The sequence below is a fragment of the Rhizobium sp. EC-SD404 genome, assembly GCF_902498825.1.
Taxonomy (GTDB): Bacteria; Pseudomonadota; Alphaproteobacteria; order Rhizobiales; family Rhizobiaceae; genus Georhizobium.
On record NZ_LR701459.1, the window covers coordinates 650,945 to 669,220 of the forward strand.

Annotated in this window: 14 protein-coding genes and 1 tRNA gene; 5 read left to right on the top strand and 10 right to left on the bottom strand. The window is 62.7% G+C overall.

Annotation, left to right across the window (positions count from 1 at the left end; genetic code table 11):
• Positions 1–4 precede the first annotated feature (4 nt).
• Together GC125_RS04085 and bchI are read right to left on the bottom strand one after the other, a co-directional pair.
• Positions 5–1,795: a VWA domain-containing protein gene (locus tag GC125_RS04085; protein WP_151984162.1), complete on the bottom strand. Its 1,791-nt coding sequence runs from the start codon at positions 1,793–1,795 to the stop codon at positions 5–7.
• Positions 1,792–2,820, bottom strand: coding sequence for a magnesium chelatase ATPase subunit I (bchI, locus tag GC125_RS04090; RefSeq protein WP_151984163.1), 1,029 nt, complete (start codon positions 2,818–2,820; stop codon positions 1,792–1,794). The genes GC125_RS04085 and bchI overlap by 4 nt, the downstream gene beginning before the upstream one ends.
• A gap of 132 nt (positions 2,821–2,952) precedes the next feature.
• Here bchI and dxs point away from each other — a divergent pair, with 132 nt between their 5' ends.
• The gene (gene dxs, locus GC125_RS04095) at positions 2,953–4,905 is read left to right on the top strand and encodes a 1-deoxy-D-xylulose-5-phosphate synthase (RefSeq protein WP_151984164.1); all 1,953 of its coding nucleotides are present in this window, start codon (positions 2,953–2,955) and stop codon (positions 4,903–4,905) included.
• Between the two features lie 12 nt (positions 4,906–4,917).
• Here dxs and GC125_RS19915 read toward each other — a convergent pair whose 3' ends face one another.
• Positions 4,918–5,199 carry a hypothetical protein gene (locus GC125_RS19915; RefSeq protein WP_199864434.1) on the bottom strand — a complete coding sequence of 94 codons (282 nt, stop codon included), beginning with the start codon at positions 5,197–5,199 and terminating at the stop codon, positions 4,918–4,920.
• A gap of 1,036 nt (positions 5,200–6,235) precedes the next feature.
• Here GC125_RS19915 and GC125_RS04105 point away from each other — a divergent pair.
• On the top strand, positions 6,236–6,607 hold the full coding sequence (locus GC125_RS04105) for a hypothetical protein (RefSeq protein WP_151984165.1): 372 nt from the start codon (positions 6,236–6,238) through the stop codon (positions 6,605–6,607).
• Positions 6,608–6,726: 119 nt separating this feature from the next.
• Here the strand turns inward: GC125_RS04105 and GC125_RS04110 are convergent.
• Together GC125_RS04110 and GC125_RS04115 are read right to left on the bottom strand one after the other, a co-directional pair.
• A tRNA-Arg gene (locus GC125_RS04110) sits at positions 6,727–6,802 on the bottom strand.
• 45 nt (positions 6,803–6,847) lie between these two features.
• On the bottom strand, positions 6,848–8,011 hold the full coding sequence (locus GC125_RS04115; RefSeq protein ID WP_151984166.1) for a M20 aminoacylase family protein: 1,164 nt from the start codon (positions 8,009–8,011) through the stop codon (positions 6,848–6,850).
• A 167-nt stretch (positions 8,012–8,178) separates the two neighbouring features.
• Between GC125_RS04115 and GC125_RS04120 the strand changes: the two genes are divergently transcribed.
• Positions 8,179–9,390 (top strand): D-alanyl-D-alanine carboxypeptidase family protein, encoded by a 1,212-nt coding sequence (locus GC125_RS04120; RefSeq protein ID WP_502706084.1) that lies wholly within the window; start codon positions 8,179–8,181, stop codon positions 9,388–9,390.
• Positions 9,387–10,484 carry a CobW family GTP-binding protein gene (locus tag GC125_RS04125; RefSeq protein ID WP_151984168.1) on the top strand — a complete coding sequence of 366 codons (1,098 nt, stop codon included), beginning with the start codon at positions 9,387–9,389 and terminating at the stop codon, positions 10,482–10,484. Before GC125_RS04120 ends, GC125_RS04125 begins: the two co-directional genes overlap by 4 nt.
• Before the next feature lie 28 nt (positions 10,485–10,512).
• On the opposite strand, the gene GC125_RS04130 is transcribed toward GC125_RS04125, so the two are convergent.
• Positions 10,513–10,752 carry a sulfurtransferase TusA family protein gene (locus GC125_RS04130; RefSeq protein WP_286165358.1) on the bottom strand — a complete coding sequence of 80 codons (240 nt, stop codon included), beginning with the start codon at positions 10,750–10,752 and terminating at the stop codon, positions 10,513–10,515.
• Entirely contained in the window at positions 10,749–11,996 is a 1,248-nt protein-coding gene (locus GC125_RS04135; protein ID WP_286165359.1) for a L,D-transpeptidase family protein, read from the bottom strand. Before GC125_RS04135 ends, GC125_RS04130 begins: the two co-directional genes overlap by 4 nt.
• A gap of 222 nt (positions 11,997–12,218) precedes the next feature.
• Between GC125_RS04135 and dxr the strand changes: the two genes are divergently transcribed.
• Positions 12,219–13,412: a 1-deoxy-D-xylulose-5-phosphate reductoisomerase gene (gene dxr, locus GC125_RS04140; protein WP_151984169.1), complete on the top strand. Its 1,194-nt coding sequence runs from the start codon at positions 12,219–12,221 to the stop codon at positions 13,410–13,412.
• Between the two features lie 44 nt (positions 13,413–13,456).
• Here the strand turns inward: dxr and hemA are convergent, their stop codons facing one another.
• From hemA to GC125_RS04155, 3 genes are all read right to left on the bottom strand, one after another.
• Positions 13,457–14,677, bottom strand: a complete 1,221-nt coding sequence (gene hemA, locus GC125_RS04145; protein WP_502706085.1) for a 5-aminolevulinate synthase — start codon at positions 14,675–14,677, stop codon at positions 13,457–13,459.
• Positions 14,678–14,975: 298 nt separating this feature from the next.
• Entirely contained in the window at positions 14,976–15,773 is a 798-nt protein-coding gene (locus GC125_RS04150; protein WP_151984171.1) for an FAD binding domain-containing protein, read from the bottom strand.
• Positions 15,774–15,867: 94 nt separating this feature from the next.
• Complete coding sequence (locus GC125_RS04155) at positions 15,868–18,213, bottom strand: xanthine dehydrogenase family protein molybdopterin-binding subunit (RefSeq protein ID WP_151984172.1); 2,346 nt, start codon at positions 18,211–18,213, stop codon at positions 15,868–15,870.
• Positions 18,214–18,276 lie beyond the last annotated feature (63 nt).

Sequence of the window (18,276 nt, forward strand, 5' to 3'; positions counted from 1 at the left end):
CCGTTCAGTTCGGCCTGGCATTCGATTGCCGATCCATTCGGCTCCGCACCGCAAGGCTCAGATCCTTCGCGCGGCCGGCAGGTAGCGGGAGATATTCGCCGCCCATGGCCCGGGCCAGATCGGCTGCATGTTCGCGCGGCCGCCGTGCCGTATCGACCAGCACGCTCGAGAGGCCGGCAAGCCGGAATGCGGCGGCCATGCGCTGGGTATCCGCCTCGGCACGCTCCCGCCCGGCGGTGCCGTCGAGCGCGATGTTGGCGCGGCCGTCGGTCATCAGGATCGTGATGGCGTTCTGACCGCGTTCGGCAGCCTTGCCGGCAAGGAGACGGGCAAGCGCCAGCCCGCCGGCAAGCGGAGTCGGTCCGCCGCCCGCCATGGCGACGAGCGCGCGCCTTGCGCGCAGCAGCGAGCGGGTAGGGGGCAGAACGATCTCGGCTTGCGCGCCCCTGAAGACGATTAACGCCACGGCGTCGCGCCGCGCATAACACTGGCCAAGGAGCGTCTCGATCGCGCCCTTCGCTTCGCCGAGCCGTGCGTGGGCCGACGACCCGGACGCATCGACGGCGAAAATCGCGAGCGTTTCCGATGGCGCCGAAAAGCGGGTGTAGCGAAAGTCCTCGCGCCGGATCGCGATCGGCCGACCGGTTGCAGCATCCGAAGAGGTCGCTATCCGTCGGATCGTCTGCCAAGGGACCGCAGCGCGCAATGTTGCAATGATATCCAATGCGCTGCGACCATTTTCAGGTCGCGGCCGAGCAGCCAAACGTCGGCCTCGGCTTACGGATCGTTGGCTCGGTCCGCGCTTGCCGGAGGATGCTCCGCCGCGTGCGCCCCGTGCTGCGGCAGCGGCTTGAAGCACGTCTTCCGGCAAATAGGCGTCGAGGATGTCGACCGCGATTGTTTCGTCGGCGCCGGCATGTTCCGAATCTTCCAGATCCTGCGGCAGGTTTTCGGCTCGATTGCGCTCGGGTTCAGATTCGGCTGCCGTGTCGGGTTGTGGAATGTCCGGTGATTCCGGGTTTTCACCACTGTCGTCTTCGGCGGCGATGGGGGTGAGACCGAAAACAAGGCCGACTGCTTCACGCAGTGCTTCGGTGCTGGCGGTAGCTTCCCCATCCAGATACGCGAGGATGCGGGTCACGTTCAGAAGATGCGATGGCGCACGCATGGAAGATCGGTTGAGGGCGAGTGCCAACGCGCAGCAAGCCTCCATCACCGGCTCCGGCACTTCGACATCGCGTGCGGTTTCCTGAGCATCTGGCAGCGCCGAGGCGGTACTACCCGGTTCCAGAAGCAAACGGCCCCTGGAAAGATCCAGCGTCAGCGAGACGCGATCCAGCAGGCAGGGATGGACGGCTTCGTCCGACAGACCCTCGTCGAGCAACAGAACCGTTATTTCGCGCCGATCGATCGCGGCTGCGATCAATGCGGCCTGCAGCGCCGTCAGCCTTTCCGCCATGGCAATGATGAGAATGCCGCCCTTTGCGCGCGACAGGATCCCAGATCGCGCAACAAGCTCGCGTTGCGCGAGCGTCGCGGCGAGATCATATCCATCGACAAGATGATCGTCGGCGATCGATGGCGTCATGCGCAGCCAGGGCAGCTGCTTGGCGATGCGCGACTGCAGAATTTCCACGACAGAGTCACGTACCGGCCCGGCCTGCGACTTCAGGCGCAAGCCGCCGAGCAGCAACGGATCCGTAGCGAAGACATCGGCTGTCCTCAAGACAGCGGACCAAATGTCCGGTGCATCCGGCCGCTCACCCACCGGGAGATCGCCGGTGTCGGCTGTCATGCGACTGCAACCGATATGGAGGCGATCGCGCGTTCGACACGGATCGACGAGCCGCTCTCGTCCATCGGATCGCGGCGCAGGCGATGCCGCAGGCAGGATGGTGCAACGGCCAGCAGAAGTTCGGGCGTGACGCGTTCGCGCTGTTCGTAGGCTGCGAGCGCGCGGGCTGCCCGCATCATGGTCAACTCGCCGCGCGAGCCATCGATGCCGAGCTTGATTGCCAGGCCAGCCGCGATCTCCAGGATTTCGTCGCCAACGGCGATACCGTTCAGTTCCGCGCGAGCCTTGAGAATTCGCTTGCCAAGCGCTGCGTCCTTGCGCGCCCAGCTGTCGAGAAACTGCGTGGGATCGCGCTCGAACGCATCCCGTCGCTTCACCACCTCGATGCGCTCCGCGATATCGGTGGGCGATGTCACGTCGAGCGACAGGCCGAACCGATCGAGCAGCTGCGGCCGCAGCTCGCCCTCTTCAGGATTGCCGCTGCCCACCAAGACGAAGCGCGCCGGATGGCGCAGGCTCAGCCCGTCGCGCTCGACGAGGTTGACGCCCGATGCGGCAACGTCGAGCAACAGGTCGACGAGGTGGTCCTCCAGGAGGTTGACTTCGTCGACATAGAGGAACCCGCGGTGGGCAGCTGCCAGCAGTCCCGGCTGAAACGTTTTTTTGCCCTGGGTCAGCGCCGCTTCGATGTCGAGGGCGCCGGCAACCCGGTCTTCGCTCGCGCCGAGAGGCAGATCGATAACCGGAATTGGGCGCTTGTCGACCTTGAGGCGCGGGTTCGAATTGCGCTGGCAATCCGGGCAGTCGGCTGTCGGCGCGTCCGGATCGCAGTTGAAGCGGCAGCCGAGCACCGTCTTGATCGGGGGAAGAAGAGCCGCCAGCGCGCGCACGGCCGTGGACTTGCCGGTCCCCCGATCGCCGAGGACCAGCACGCCGCCGATCGCGGGATCGATGGCCGCCAGAAGCAGCGCGCGCTTCATTTCGTACTGACCGACAATGGCGCTGAAAGGATAGGTCTGCGGCATCCGCGTCTCTCTTTTCGAGTGTCCAACTGTATGTCGACATTGACTGTAATGTATGTCAATCTAAATTGACATACCCAATCGTCCGTCGGCGGTCATTGATTGTCGGAGGGTCATGACGCCGGGAGAGCCATGATGAGCAGCAGGAAGACGCCTTCACAAACGCCGCTTCTCGATCAGGTGACCGAGCCCCACGACATGAAGCGGCTGAGCGACCGGCAGTTGCGGCAGCTAGCCGATGAGTTGAGGCGCGAAACCATCGACGCGGTTTCGGTGACGGGCGGCCATCTCGGCGCAGGGCTGGGCGTCGTGGAACTGACGGTTGCGATCCACGCGGTGTTCGACACGCCAAAGGATCGTCTGATCTTCGATGTCGGTCATCAATGCTATCCGCATAAGATATTGACGGGCCGGCGCGATCGGATCCGGACCTTGCGCAAGGGCAACGGACTGTCCGGCTTCACGAAGCGGTCGGAAAGCCCCTATGACCCGTTCGGCGCCGCCCATTCGTCCACATCCATTTCCGCAGGGCTCGGCTTCGCCGTCGGCCGGGACTTCCAGGGCAGCGACGACCATGTCATCTGCGTGATCGGCGACGGCGCCATGTCGGCCGGCATGGCGTATGAAGCGCTCAACAATGCCGGCGCGCTCGGCAGCCGGCTGATCGTGATCCTGAACGACAATGCCATGTCGATCGCGCCGCCCGTCGGTGCGATGTCGAAATACCTTGCCCGGCTCTATGCCGCACGGCCTTTGCAGGACCTGAAGTCGGCTGCGCGCAACGCCGTCGACCACCTGCCGCCGCCGCTCAGGGAAGGGGCCCGACGCGCCCGTACGCTCGTCAAAGGGCTGGTTCCGGGCGCGACGCTGTTCGAGGAACTCGGCTTTTCCTATGTCGGCCCGTTCGACGGACATGATCTTTCGCAGATCCTCCCCATCCTCAGGACCGTGAAGGAGCGATCCGACGGCCCCGTTCTCCTCCACGCCATCACCCGCAAGGGCAAGGGCTATAGACCGGCTGAAGAAGCCGCGGACAAATATCACGGCGTTTCCAGCTTCGATGTCGCGAGCGGCCATCAGGTCAAGAGCGTGGCCAAGGCGCCCTCTTATACGAAGGTGTTCGCCGATGCGCTGATCCAGGAGGCGGAACGCGATGCCTCCATCGTCGCGGTGACGGCTGCCATGCCGGACGGCACCGGTCTCGACCGCTTCGCCAAACGCTTCCCGTCACGCATGTTCGACGTGGGCATTGCCGAACAGCATGCGGTGACCTTCTGCGCCGGTCTCGCCGCCTCCGGCATGAAGCCGTTTTGCGCCATCTATTCGACCTTCCTGCAGCGTGGTTACGATCAGATCGTGCATGACGTGGCGTTGCAGCGCCTGCCGGTGCGCTTCGCCATCGATCGTGCGGGGCTCGTCGGCGCCGATGGGCCAACGCATGCGGGATCCTTCGATCTCGGCTATCTGTGCAACCTGCCGGATTTCACTGTCATGGCTGCAAGCGACGAGGCGGAACTGGTGCACATGGTTGCAACGGCGGCTGCTTTGTCCGACGGGCCCTCGGCGGTGCGCTATCCGCGCGGAGAAGGCACCGGCGTAGCCATGCCGGCCGTCGGCCAGGTGCTCGAGATCGGACGCGGCCGGATCGTCAAGGAAGGCACGCAGATCGCGCTTCTGTCGCTCGGCACCCGCCTGCAGGAATGCCTGGCAGCGGCCGAACGGCTCGACGCGATGGGGCTTTCCACGACGGTTGCCGATGCACGCTTCGCCAAACCGCTCGACGAAGCGCTGATCCTATCGCTCGCACGCGAGCACGCGGTGCTGATCACCATCGAGGAGGGCGCACGCGGCGGGTTCGGTGCTCATGTGCTGCATCTGCTTGCCGAGCGCGGCGTGCTCGACCGCGGCTGTCGCATTCGCACGCTGACCTTGCCCGATCGCTTCATCCAGCAGGACAAGCCGGAGGCGATGTATGCGGAAGCCGAACTCGATCGCACCGCCATCCTCGCCGCCGCCGAAGCTGCCATCGGTCTCGGCACGATCGAGCGCCAGCCGGAAATCGTGCGGTTGCACCGGTTGCGGGAATAGGAAAGAAATTAGTTAGAAGACGCCGACGGCTAGGTGCATCCAGACCGTCAGCGCGGCCAGGATGGCCACGATGCCCGCAGCGGCTTGCGCTCTCGTCCCAGGCAGTAGCCTAACCGACATCTCGATCGCCAACCACACGAATGCCAGGATCCCGGCCGCCGCGAAGAAATCCTCCACCCCCCAGGCGATTTCGGTCGACACGGTCACGGCCAGCGCCGGGACGAGAAGCACTGCGACAGCCACGAGGGCAAATGCGCAGCGCCAAGTGCCGGGGCTCAAGATTTTCGAAATCAATCCAACGCTCCGGACAGTCAAGCCGACTGCATCAGGCAGGCTGATGATCGCTGTATATGACGTCTCTCCGTGGCATTTCGGAGATGGCGAACCGCTACAGGCGATGATGACATCTATATCTGCGCTTTAGCTTCCAAATGAGCGGATAGCTGCACCGTAATCCAATCTCGGCCGATCCTGCGGATGTGGATCGTTTTTCGCGGTCTCCAAAAAATTGCAAGGGATCGCGAGCCTTTAGGGCGGTGAAGGCCATCGCTTCGTCCACGGTGCGCCGGTTCGATTCAATACTTGTCGCGACGAAACGAAGGAGGTCGCGGCTAGTGGATCGGCACGAAAGCAGCCTTTCACAATTACGATGGCAGCTGGCTGGGCTACGCATGCAGGCGGCAACGCTGCGCCTCGCGTTTGCGCTCAAGGCTGGCTTTCGTCCCGATCAGCCACGCGTTCCAGGTGGGCGCACGGATAGTGGACAATGGACCCGAGTGCCCGGCTATGCGCAGGTCCATCCTGTCTCACGCCGAAGGGCGGGTGGCGGGCAAGTTAGAATCGGCGGTCGCTGGCATTCCATCACCCCAGCGCAGGAAGTGCGACTGGCGCAATCCTACAGCGCCATGCGACGCGCTTTGCGGGACGTGCGTGAGGTGGACCGAAACTGGAAGCCGAATGCGCAAGCCTACTCGACGGTCGAGGGACTCATTTCGGCCAACCGCGGCATCGAGCTTGAAGCGCGATTTCGACTGTTTCAGCTTCTTGGAACCCGTGCCGAGCTAGGTCCATACGCACGCGAGTGGATACCGGCACCATCTACCAACCGCCGCCTGAGCCGATTTGAGCAAAGGGAGGTCGATCGACTCGGAAGGAAATGGGGGTGTCATCGCTGCGGCAGCACGGATCCCAACAGCACATCCGGTTCTTTCATTGGCGATTATCAGGTGCCAAAGTCGATAGGAACACCGACGAGGATTTATCCTCACTGCGCCCACTGTAGCGCGAGCCAAGGTGGCCTGATTGGAAATTTTCGACGGAGGATGATTCAATGACGGCCAAAAAGGCGTCTGTCTTGCTTGATTATTGCAGCTTCTACATTTCTGGTATTGATGGGGTGAGGGTACCCCTCGATCACGACCTGCGCGGTGTCGCGTTTACCGAAGATTGCATAAATGTCAGCGCTCTTCCCTGGAACGAAGGGGAGACGACCATCACGCTCGTTTGTTTCGAAGAACTGCCGCCGCAGGCTACTTCGCTGAGATTTGACGGTACCCTCAATACGCCTGACTATCGCGTGGACCTCTTCGATGCGAACATCCCGGAAATTCTTTCCATGGAAGTTCCTAGCACGCGAACAAGAGTTCGTATCTGGATGAACCGTCCGCTCCATCCGGATAATGTGATCGTGGCGCTGGGGTGACCGGCACTGTTGCCTTGGGTCTGGCCATGCAGACATTACCCGTTGGTCGGTACAAGATTGTCCTTCATGTCCGAGGTGCAAACCATTACCAACGTCTCCGGGCTGTAAAGTTCCGAAGTTGGTGATCCCGGCAGGATTCGAACCTGCGACACCAGGATTAGGAATCCTGTGCTCTATCCCCTGAGCTACGGGACCACGCGGGTCTTTCCATAATTGAGACCGCGGCGTTCGCCAAGGGGCTCAGGCTGCCAGGCGGGTCTCGGCGAGGCGGACCCAGTAGGAGATGCCGTGGGGGATGGCCTCGTCGTTGAAATCGTAGCGTGGATGGTGAAGGCCGGCAGTGTCGCCATTGCCGATGAAGATGAAGGCGCCAGGCCGCGCATTCAGCATGTAGGAAAAGTCTTCGCCGCCGAGCGTTGGCGCGACGTCGCCGTCGACATTGTCGTCGCCGGCGATGGTCGCCGCCGCCTGGATGGCGTGGTCAGTCTCTTCGTCGTGGTTGAAGGTGACGGGATAGTTGCGGTCGTACCAGATGGAGACGGTCGCGCCATGGGCCGCCGCGATACCTTCCGTTATCTGTCGGATGCGCGCTTCGCCGAGGTCTCGGTTGTGTTCGGACAGCGACCTCACGGTGCCGGAAAAGACCGCCTCTTCCGGGATGACGTTGTGGGCAAAGCCCGCCTTGAACTGGGTGACCGAAACGACGATCGCATCGACCGGATCGGCATTGCGCGAAGCGATCATCTGCAGCGCCTGCACCATTTGCGCCGCGATGACGATCGGATCGATGGTCTCGTGCGGCATTGCCGCATGGCCGCCGCGCCCGTTGACGGTCACGCGGAACTCGTCGGTGGCAGCCATGATCGGGCCCTTGCGGGTCGCGAACGCGCCGACGGCGAGGCCCGGCAGGTTGTGCATGCCGTAGACTTCCGCAATCTGGAAGCGCTCCATCATGCCGTCCTTGACCATTTCGTTGCCGCCGCCACCACCTTCTTCGGCGGGCTGGAAGATCACCGCAACTGCGCCGCGGAAATTACGGGTGTCGGTGAGATATTTCGCCGCGCCGAGCAGCATGGCCGTATGGCCGTCATGGCCGCAGGCATGCATCTTTCCAGCGGAACGCGATGCCCAGTCCTTGCCCGTCTGCTCGGTGATCGGCAGGGCATCCATGTCGGCCCTGAGACCGATCGTCCGGCCTTCGCCATTGCGGCCGCGGATGATGCCGACGACGCCCGTCCGGCCAAGCCCCGTCACCACTTCGTCGCAGCCGAATTCCTTGAGCTTGTTTTCGACGAAGGCCGCCGTCTCGTGCACGGCGAAGAGGATTTCCGGACGCTGGTGCAAATGACGCCGCCAGCCAGCGACTTCTCCCTGCAATTCGGCGGCGCGGTTGAGGATTGGCATGAACGATCCTTGATTTTCTGTGCAAGGCCACGAGATGGCAGCCAGTTGGTCCCCAATATGTGGACCTCGGGAGCGTCCGGATCAACGATCTTTTTGCCACGGTGGCGCCATATAGGTTAAGTACGGCCTTCGGCTTCGCCGCCACTGTCCAAGGAATGCATGACGTGCTGCAAAGCCGCGCTAGACATCTGTTCGCCGCCATCCTCCTTTCGGGGGGGCTTCTCTCTTCGACAGCCGGTTTGTCGGCTGCGGATGCTGCGCCACGCATGCTGGTCGATGTCGAGAGCGGCCGGGTCATCGAGCACGAGGATGCGTTCAAGCGCTGGTATCCGGCTTCGCTGACGAAACTGATGACGACCTATCTCGCGCTGCGCGCCATCGAGAGCGGCGAGGCGGACCTCACGTCGCCGGTGACGCTCAGCGCGCGCGCCGCCGCACAGCCGCCGAGCAAGATGTACTATGGCGAAGGCGCCACGATGACGCTCGACAACGCCATCAAGATCATCATGGTGAAGTCGGCGAACGACGTGGCGATGGCGATCGGGGAGTCGCTCGCCGGCACCGACAGGAACTTCGTTGCGCGTATGAACGCCGAGGCAGAGCGGCTTGGCATGACTTCGACCCGCTTCATCAATGCCAATGGCCTGCCAGGCGAAGGCCAGTACACGACGGCGCGCGACATGGCCTTGCTGGCGCTCGCGATCAAGCGCGACTTTCCGCAGTACTCGAACTATTTCAGCATCGAGGCCATCCAGGCCGGCAGCGACATCTATCCCAACTTCAACATGCTGATCGGACGTTATCCGGGTGCCGATGGCATGAAGACGGGGTTCATCTGCTCCTCGGGCTTCAACCAGGTGTCGTCGGCAAGTCGCAATGGCCAGTCCGTGGTCGCCGTCGTCTTCGGGGCTGAAAGCTTGGCCGACCGTGCGGAAGAATCCGCCCGATTGCTGGAGGAAGGTTTGACGGGCCAGGTGCCGGCCAGTGCAACGCCCATCACCCAATTGCAGCCCTATGGCGAGGGTAACGCCGAAGTTGCGGATCTGCGCCCGCAGATCTGTTCGCCCGAGGCGGCCGCTCAACGATCCGAAGGCCGCGACGATGACGGCGAATTGATCCTGAGCTCTTCTTTCATCCGGCCGCTCGAGCGCGAGCTTGAGCCCGTCGCGGTTGCGCTTGGTGGAACAGGCGGACGCGTGGCGGCGATCCAGGTGGATGTGCCGATCCCTACGCCACGTCCGCGGCTGGTCGAGCTCGAGGACGATTCAGCGCCCATGGAGGCCTCGCTTGCGACATCAGCGCCGGAAGGCGAAACGGAGACAGACGGGCTTCGGCCTTCGCTCGACGTTCCGCTGCCACTTCCGAGGCCGCGCCCTTGAAGCGCCACGATCCCATTCCCGTGACGGTCCTGACCGGCTTCCTCGGCTCGGGCAAGACGACCCTGCTCAATCGCCTGCTCAAGGATCCGCAACTCACGGACACGGCGGTGATCGTCAACGAGTTCGGCGATGTCGGTATCGACCATCTGCTGGTCGAGCAGTCGAGCGATGGCGTGATCGAACTGTCGGACGGATGCCTTTGCTGCACGGTGCGCGGCGAACTGGTGGATACGCTGGCGGAACTGGTCGATCGGCTGCAGACGGGTCGCATCGAGCGCCTGCGCCGTATCGTGATCGAAACGACTGGCCTTGCCGATCCGGCGCCGGTTTTGCAGGCCGTGATGGGCCATCCGGTCCTGGCGGACAGCCTCCGCCTCGACGGCGTCATCACCACGCTCGACGCGTTGAACGGGATGGGCACGCTCGACCGGCACGAAGAAGCGGTCAAGCAGGTAGCGGTCGCCGATCGGATCGTGCTGACCAAGACGGATCTGGCCGACGATACATCGGTCGACGCGCTGCGCCAGCGCATCGGCGCGCTTAATCCCGGAGCGCCGCTTCTCGATGCTCAGGAGGCGCAGACGGGCTATGCGGCGCTCTTCGATTGCGGGCTTTACGATCCCGAGACAAAGACGGCGGACGTGCAGCGCTGGCTGCGCGACGAGGCGATTGCGGCGGCGGGTCACCATCACCACCATCATCACGACGTAAACCGCCACGATGCGCGCATCCGCGCCTTTACGCTCGTGCATGAGGGTCTGGTGGATCGCGACGCGATCGCGATGTTCATCGATCTCCTGCGCTCGGCCCACGGCGAACGGGTGCTGCGCATGAAGGGCATCGTCGCGCTGTCTGACAATCCGGAGCGCCCGCTCGTCATTCATGGCGTCCAGGGTACCTTCCATCCGCCGGCACGATTGCCGTCATGGCCGGATAGCGATCGCCGCACGCGCATCGTCGTGATCACGCGCGATCTGGGTGAAGACTTCGTGCGGGACCTTTTCGGCGCCTTCGCCGGGCAACCGGCTGCGGATCGGGCCGATCGCGTTGCGCTGGAATCCAACCCGCTCGTCGTGCCGGGTCACCGGTTCTAGCAACCGGATCTCACGAATAAGCGGGCGTTCAAGCCTTCTCGATGCAGAAGCGGTGTCCGCTCTCCACCGTTTCAGTGGAAATGAGCCGATTGCCGCTTTCCTGACAGAAGTGGGGAATGTCGATGACCGCCATCGGGTCGGTCGTTTCGACCAGCACCCGCGTGCCTGACGCCAGCGCGGCCATGCGCTTGCGCGTCTTGAGGACGGGCAGCGGGCATTTCAGGCCTTTGAGGTCGTAGGTGATCGTTTCGCCTGATCCAGACGTCAATTCCGACCCCAGAGCGACCAGCGGGGGCGTTCCGCGACCTGCTGGGCGGGCGCAGGAGGCGGCGCTGCGTAAAGCGACGTCGAAGTGCCGAGCGGATTGGCGGCGGGAACGGGCAGCGCGGTCGTCGTCATCGGTGCCGATGCGGCAGGTGCGCTTGCTTCGGTGGGAACCGGAACCGCAGCGGGCTGTGCAGGCTGCACAGGAACGGTGGCACCTGCCGTTGCAGGCGCGATGACGGCCGGTGAAGCGGCAGCAGGCACGACAGTCGTGGCGGTCGTAGCCGTTGCGGCGGCAACGGAAGCCGGGCTCGATTGGTTTGCCGGCAACAGCCGAGAAAGCGAACCGGAGCGGCCCGGGCGCTGGCCGGTCTGCTTCTCCAGAGCTTCCTGGAACGCTGCTTCATAGTCTTGAACATAGGTCTGGTAGGCGACCTGCAGACTTTGAGGCGTGGAGGTCGCGGGACAGGCGGCGGCGGCGTCGAAGACCGCGTTCGGCTCTGTCGGAACCTGGTTGAAGATGTATTCCTTGTTGCAGACGTCGACCTTCGGCGGCGTCTTGGTCAGCTCGAAATGGTCGTAGCCGACCTTGAGCATTTCCCAGAAGGCGTAGTTCGGGTTGTCGCGGTGACGCGCCATGTTTTCAGCCGTCATGCGGAACGGCAGTGCCTGGACCTGGAAATTCTCCTGTCCACCTTTGAAGGCTTCGCGGGCAAATGCGTAGATTTCGAGGACCTGCTCGTCCGTCATCGAATAGCAGCCGGCGGATGAGCAGGCGCCATGCACCATGAGGTTGGTGCCGGTGCGGCCATGGGCGCGGTCGAAACGGTTCGGATAGCCCAGATTGAACGAGAGATAGTAGCTGGAATTGGGGTTCATCTGGTGACGGTTGACCGTGTAGAAGCCTTCCGGCGCCTGACGATCGCCTTCGACCTGCTTCGGTCCAAGCTCACCCGACCATTTACAGATGTCGTATTCGGCGATCTTTTCGAAGCGGCCGTTCGCTTTCGCCTTCCAGACCTCCAAAACGCTCTCTTCCTTGAAGATGCGCATCATGATCGGTGAGGCCTCGGTCATGTCGTAGGCCTTCATGCGGTTGACGACCTTCGTCGGCAACGGATGTTCGACCTTGTTCGAAACGCTGGAAAGCGTGTCGTTGCTGCATGCCGCCAATGTGAGGCAAAGCCCCGAAACCACAAGAAGTCGATGCCAGCGCATGTCGGCTGTCCACCCTGCCCGAATCGTCATGCGGTAATCCCCGCGGTCACTGATCAAGCGACCTCAATAGGCTGAATACAGTTCATAAATTCTTATCGCAAGCGTTAACCTCTGATTTCTGGGTTCGAAAGATCGCTCAATTCGTCCGAATAGTAAGGCCGATCGCCCGGTTTTGGCTGGCATAAGCTGCGTGAAGGCTTCAAAGATCGGCAGGGCTTTACGAAGCGACGGCCAGACGGGATAGTCGCCGGCATGACACAGACTTCTCAAGAACGCCGCCGCCTCACAGTTCTCGGCGCGACAGGATCCATCGGGGCGAGCACGCTGAACGTCGTGCGCCATCTCGGCGGGCGGGACACGTTCAAGATCACGGCGCTGACAGGGCGCGACAATATCGAAGTCCTTGCGCGGGAGGCGATCGCGCTCGGGGCGGACTTCGTGGCCACAGCTGACGAAGATCGGTACCATGCGCTGCGCACGGAGCTTTCCGGCACCGGCATCGCTTGCGGGGCAGGTGCCGACGCGCTGATCGAAGCCGGTGAACGCGAGGCGGACATCGTGATGGCGGCCATCGTGGGTGTGGCCGGCCTTGCGCCAACGCTCGCCGCCGCGCGGCGGGGCGCCGACATCGCGCTGGCCAACAAGGAATGTCTCGTGTCGGCGGGTCAGTTGTTCAAACGGGAAATGTCAGCTGGTGGCGGACGGCTGCTGCCTGTGGACAGCGAGCACAATGCGATCCACCAATGTCTCGCGGCCGGGGGAAACGAGGCCCTTGAACGTATCGTTCTCACAGCCTCGGGCGGTCCCTTCCGCAATCACACGCTCGAACAAATGGCGCAGGTGAGCGCGGATGACGCGGCCGCGCATCCGAACTGGAGCATGGGCCGAAAGATATCCATCGACAGCGCGTCAATGTTCAACAAGGCGCTCGAAATGATCGAGGCGCAGCATCTTTTCGATTTGCGGCCGGATCAGGTGGAAGTGGTCATTCACCCGCAGTCCATCATCCATTCCATGGTCGGCTATGCGGATGGTTCGATGCTGGCGCAGCTTGGCGCGCCCGACATGCGCACGGCGATCGGCTACGCGCTGGCCTATCCGGAACGGCGGAACCTGCCGGTCGAGCGGCTCGATTTCAAGCAATTGTCACGGCTGGATTTTCAGGTGCCGGACGAAGAGCGGTTTCCAGCGCTGCGGCTGGCGCGTGAAGCGATGGAGCGCGGTGGTCTTGCCGGTGCCGTGCTGAACGGCGCCAAGGAAACGGCCCTCGACTCTTTTCTGGCTAAAGAAATCGGCTTTCTTCAGATGGCGGATGTGGTGGAGCGCACAATGGCGCGTATGGCCGGAGCGGGTGCCGCGACGCGGATCGATGCCGTGTATGCGGCCGATGCGGAGGCACGCGTCATCGCTGCCGAAGAAATCGCCGGCCTGCGCCACGCAGCTTGAGGATTTGAGGCAGCTCGAGGATGCTCAAGCCGCTTTGATGGACATCAGGCGACGGCGCGCGACAAGGCGCAACGGGACCAGAGCGACGACAAAGCCGACACGAGATGATCGATGTCGGCATCGCTGTGGAACGGTGACGGCGTGATACGCAGGCGTTCCGTTTTTTTCGGTACCGTCGGATAGTTGATCGGCTGAACGTAGATACCGTAATTGTCGAGCAGCAGATCCGACAGCCATTTACACTTGGCCGCATCGCCGACCATGACCGGCACGATGTGGCTCGGGTTCGGCATATAAGGAATGCCAATGGCATCGAGGCGGGCGCGGACGCGGGCAACGCGGTCCTGATGACGCATGCGCTCGATCTGGCTCTGCTTCAGATGGCGGATCGAGGCAAGCGCGCCCGCGGCAAGAGCCGGCGGCAGCGCGGTGGTGAAGATGAAGCCGGAGGCGAAGGAGCGCACGAAGTCGCAAAGCGCGGTGGAGGCAGCGATATAGCCGCCCATCACGCCGAACGCCTTGCCCAGCGTGCCTTCGATCACCGTCAGGCGGTGCATCAGGCCTTCGCGTTCGGCGATACCGCCGCCGCGCGGTCCGTAGAGGCCGACGCCGTGGACTTCGTCGAGATAGGTCATGGCGCCGAACTCGTCGGCGACGTCACAGATCTCCTTGATCGGCGCGATGTCGCCATCCATCGAATAGACGCTCTCGAACGCGATCAGCTTCGGCGCCTTCGGATCGGCTGCCTGGAGCTTGGCACGCAGATCCGCGACATCGTTGTGCTTCCAGATGACGCGCTCGGCCTTGGAGTGGCGGATGCCTTCGATCATGGAGGCGTGGTTCAAGGCATCGGAAAAGACGATGCAGCCGGGGATCTTCGAGGCGAGCGTGCCGAGTGCCGCCCAGTTGGAGACATAGCCCGAGGTGAAGAGGAGCGCTGATTCCTTGCCGTGCAAATCAGCGAGCTCCTGCTCGAGCAGGACATGATAGTGGTTGGTGCCGGAGATGTTGCGGGTACCGCCGGCGCCTGCGCCGCAGCGGTCGATCGCTTCCTTCATGGCAGCCACCACCTTCGGATGCTGGCCCATGCCGAGATAGTCGTTCGAGCACCAGACGGTGACGCTCTGCTCGCCATTTTCAGTATAACGGGTCGCGTGCGGAAATTCCCCCTGGCGCCGTTCCAGGTCGGCGAACACACGGTAACGTCCTTCTTCACGAAGGCCGTCCAATGCGTTCTGGAAAAATCCGTCGAAATCCATCGTCACACGCTCCACTGACTGCAACCCGTTTTCGGTTTGGAACCGTTCTAAGTCAAGGTTGGATGCCCCAATTCATAGCAAAAGGCCTGCTTTCTCTGCAGAAAACGAGGAAATGCGACGACCCGTCGCACAGTTACGCAAGCCTTCCTTCCCTACAACCGTTCTAATGTACGGCATTGGCGTTGGCCACGGGCGAAGGTCGTAACCCGACTTGCTGTTGCGGGCCGAAGGTCGGATCACTCAGGCAAGACAAAGGGCCGACAGCTTGCGCTCCGGCCCTTCGTGCAGGTCAATGTCGACGCAATTACTTGGCTGAAGCCACTGCGCGTTTGGCCATCACCTTCACCAGATTGGCGCGGTATTCCGAGGATCCGTGAAGGTCGGAAAGCATGCCACCCGGATCGACCGAAAGAGTGGCGACGGCGTCGGGCGCAAAATTCGCCGACAATGCTTGCGCTGCCTCCTCCCAGTGGAAGACCCCGTCCGAGCCGGCGCCGGTAACGCCGACACGCACGTTCGAGCCGGTTTTCGCGACGAAGACGCCGCACATGGCATAGCGCGATGCAGGGTTGCGGAACTTCTCGTAGCCGGAAATCTCAGGCGCCGTGAACGAGACGGCAGTCACGATTTCATCGTCTTCAAGTACGGTTTCCAGCAGGCTGACGAAGAATTCGGAGGCTTTGACGGCCCGCTTGCTGGTATGGATCGTGGCATCCAACGCGATCATCGCGGCGGGGTAATCGGCCGCTGGATCGTTGTTTGCGACCGAACCGCCGATCGTGCCCATGTAGCGCACCTGCGGATCGCCAAGCACGCTCGCCATGTGGTGCAGGCCATAGCAGACCGACTTGATCTCGTCTGAATCCTTGATCTCGAAATGCGTGACGGCGCCACCGATGCGGACATCACGGCCATTGACCGTGATGCCCTTCATTTCCTCGACGTGACGCAGGTCGACAAGATCTGACGGCGCGGCGAGACGCTGCTTCATGGCAGGCAGAAGCGACATGCCGCCAGACAGGAACTTGCCCGATTCCGTGGAGCTCACGAGCTTTGCGGCTTCCTCAACCGAGGTCGGACGATGGTAATTCGTTTGGTACATTGGATGTCTCCCTGAAGACGAAGGGCAAGGGCTCGCAGGGTTCAGTCGCTACGGTGCCGCTTGCTCTTCAATCCTCTGCTTTCTGATGGCGTTGTCAGGCGTTGTGCAGGGCTGCCCAGACCTTTTGCGGGGATGCCGGCATGCTGAGCACGTTGGTGCCGATCGCGTCGGTGATGGCGTTGATCACCGCCGGTGGCGACCCGATCGCACCAGCCTCGCCGCAGCCCTTGATGCCGAGCGGATTGCCCGGGCATGGCGTGGTCTGGTGCGAGATCTGGAACGACGGCAGGTCGTCGGCGCGCGGCATGGTGTAATCCATGTAGCTTGCCGTGATCAGCTGTCCCGTCTGCGGATCGTAGTGGCAGCCTTCCAGCATTGCCTGGCCGATGCCCTGCGCGAGACCGCCATGGACCTGACCTTCGACGATCATCGGATTGATGATGTTGCCGAAATCGTCGGCCGCTACGAAATTGAGGATTTCCGTCTTGCCCGTGTCGGGATCGACTTCGACCTCGCAGATGTAGCAGCCGGCCGGGAACGTGAAGTTGGACGGATCGTAGAACGCGCCTTCCTTCAGGCCTGGCTCCATGCCAGAGGGCAGATTGTGCGCAGTGTAGGCCGCAAGTGCCATCTGGAACCAGGGCAGCGTCTTGTCGGTGCCGGCAACCTTGAGCTCGCCGTTCTCGATGACGATGTCGCCTTCGTCCGCTTCCATCAGATGGGCTGCGATCTTCTTGGCCTTGGCCTCGACCTTGTCGAGCGCCTTGACGATCGCGCTCATGCCGACGGCTCCTGAGCGAGAGCCGTAGGTGCCCATGCCCATCTGCACCTTGTCGGTGTCGCCATGGACGATGTTGACACTGTCGATCCCGACGCCGAAGCGTTCCGCCACCAGCTGCGCGAAGGTCGTTTCGTGGCCCTGGCCGTGGCTGTGCGAGCCGGTCAGGATTTCGATCGTGCCGACTGCGTTGACGCGCACTTCAGCCGACTCCCACAGGCCGACACCGGCGCCAAGCGAACCGACCGCGGCAGACGGCGCGATGCCGCAGGCCTCGATGTAGCAGCTCATGCCGATGCCGCGCTTCTTGCCGCGGCTTTCAGAATCGGTGCGACGGGCGGCGAAGCCGTTATAGTCGATCTCCTGCATTGCGGCGTTCAGCGATGCTTCGAAGTCGCCGGTGTCATAAGCCATGATGACCGGGGTCTGGTGCGGGAAGGAGCGGATGAAGTTCTTGCGGCGAAGTTCAGGCGGGGAAACGCCCAATTCGCGCGCCGCCGTCTCCATCATGCGTTCCATCACGTAGGTCGCCTCCGGACGGCCCGCACCGCGATAGGCGTCGACAGGCGCCGTGTTGGTGTAGATCGCCTTCACATTCGCGTGGATCGCCGGGATGTTGTACTGGCCCGACAGGAGGGTCGCGTAGAGATAGGTCGGCGTCGCCGACGAGAAGAGCGACATGTAAGCGCCGAGATTGGCCTTGGTCTCGACCTTGAGGCCGAGAATGTGGTGGTCGGCGTCGAACGCCATCTCCGCATGGGTCACGTGGTCACGGCCATGGGCGTCGGTCAGGAAGGCTTCCGTGCGATCGCAGTTCCACTTGACCGGTACGCCGGTGCGCTTGGAGGCCCACAGGCAGACGATCTCTTCCGGATAGATGTAGATCTTCGAGCCGAAGCCGCCGCCGACATCGGGTGCGATGACGCGCAGCTTGTTTTCGGGCGCGACGTTGTAGAACGCGCTCATGACCAGGCGGGCGACGTGCGGGTTCTGCGACGTCGTCCAGCAGGTGTAGTGATCTTCCGCCGCATCGTAGACGCCGAGAGCCGCGCGCGGCTCCATGGCGTTCGGCACGAGGCGGTTGTTGACGATGTCCAGCTTGACGACGTGCGCCGCCTTGGAGAACGCGTCGGCAGTTGCCTGTTCGTCGCCGAGCACCCAATCGAAGATCAGGTTGTTCTTGGCTTCGGGATGGATTTGCGGAGCGCCGTCGCGCAGCGCATCCTCGACGCCGGTGACGACTGGCAGTTCGTCATATTCGATATTGACGAGATCGGCGGCATCGCGTGCCTGTGCCCGGGTGTCGGCCACCACGATCGCGATGGCATCGCCCACATAGCGGACGGTGTCCTGTGCCAGCGGACGCCATGCGCCCATGTTCATCGGCGAGCCGTCCTTGGAGTGGACCATCCAGCCGCAGATCAAATTGCCGATGCCGTCTTCCGTCAACTGCTTGCCGTTGAGGATGCCGATCACGCCCGGCATCGCTTCGGCTTCGCTCGTGTCGATGCTGACGATCTTGGCGTGAGCATAGGGCGAGCGCACGAAGACGGCGTGCTTCATGCCGGGAACGACCATGTCGTCCGTGTAGCGGCCTTTGCCTGTGATGAAACGCTTGTCTTCCTTGCGCAGAACGCTGGCGCCAATACCTTCGATACCCATCAATTCCTCCTCAAGATCCGGGGGCCGGAAACCGGCCAATTCCTCCGAGAAAACGCAGGCAAT

Excerpts from the sequence above, each read along its gene's own strand:
- GC125_RS04085 (WP_151984162.1), bottom strand. The coding sequence starts at position 1,795 with ATGACAGCCGACACCGGCGATCTCCCGGTGGGTGAGCGGCCGGATGCA.
- bchI (WP_151984163.1), bottom strand. The coding sequence starts at position 2,820 with ATGCCGCAGACCTATCCTTTCAGCGCCATTGTCGGTCAGTACGAAATG.
- dxs (WP_151984164.1), top strand. The coding sequence starts at position 2,953 with ATGAGCAGCAGGAAGACGCCTTCACAAACGCCGCTTCTCGATCAGGTG.
- GC125_RS04105 (WP_151984165.1), top strand. The coding sequence starts at position 6,236 with ATGACGGCCAAAAAGGCGTCTGTCTTGCTTGATTATTGCAGCTTCTAC.
- GC125_RS04115 (WP_151984166.1), bottom strand. The coding sequence starts at position 8,011 with ATGCCAATCCTCAACCGCGCCGCCGAATTGCAGGGAGAAGTCGCTGGC.
- GC125_RS04135 (WP_286165359.1), bottom strand. The coding sequence starts at position 11,996 with ATGACGATTCGGGCAGGGTGGACAGCCGACATGCGCTGGCATCGACTT.
- dxr (WP_151984169.1), top strand. The coding sequence starts at position 12,219 with ATGACACAGACTTCTCAAGAACGCCGCCGCCTCACAGTTCTCGGCGCG.
- GC125_RS04150 (WP_151984171.1), bottom strand. The coding sequence starts at position 15,773 with ATGTACCAAACGAATTACCATCGTCCGACCTCGGTTGAGGAAGCCGCA.
- GC125_RS04155 (WP_151984172.1), bottom strand. The coding sequence starts at position 18,213 with ATGGGTATCGAAGGTATTGGCGCCAGCGTTCTGCGCAAGGAAGACAAG.